The sequence below is a fragment of the Serratia sp. HMSC15F11 genome (assembly GCF_001808215.1).
Classification (GTDB): Bacteria; Pseudomonadota; Gammaproteobacteria; order Enterobacterales; family Enterobacteriaceae; genus Serratia; species Serratia nevei.
This window is the reverse complement of record NZ_KV792419.1, coordinates 1-511: the sequence shown is the minus strand read 5'-3', so window position 1 is coordinate 511 and position 511 is coordinate 1. Positions and strand designations below refer to the sequence as shown.

1 protein-coding gene is annotated in these 511 nt (G+C 60.7%); it reads right to left on the bottom strand.

Going from position 1 to position 511, the window contains the following annotated elements; genetic code table 11:
• The coding region (locus HMPREF3138_RS07245; protein WP_139145127.1) for an MlaD family protein at positions 1-511 on the bottom strand (511 nt) is incomplete at both ends.

Below are 511 nucleotides of genomic sequence, written 5' to 3'. Positions count from 1 at the left end.
CCTTTCCACGGTTTCTCCTGCGGATAGAAGTCGAGATCGATATACAGCGAACCGGTCAGCAGGTTGGCGGACTTCATCGAGGCGCGCATACCGCGCGATTCCGCGTCTTTTAGGTGCGCCTCTATATCGACGTTGTCCCCCAGCTGTTTATGAAGCCGATCGGGCTCAATGCGGATCAACACCGGAATGCGGTAGTCGTTATCCAGGCGCTGCGCCATGCCGTCTTTATAGAACGGCACTTGCGCCACCGTGCCCAGGCGGATGCCGCGGAACTCGACCGGCGCGCCCGGCTGCAGGCCGCGTACCGAATCGGAGAAGAACAGCAGGTAATCCTTATGCACGGTATACAGCGAATCCTGCGTGCTGCGCTGGTTGTCGAACAGCTGGTACTCCGCCTTCTCTTTCGCCGGTTCACCGCGATCCCAGCCGTCCGGCACGTCGAAACTGACGCCGCCGCTGAACAGCGTGGTCAACGAACCCATCTCCACCCGCATGCCCTGCGCCGACATGT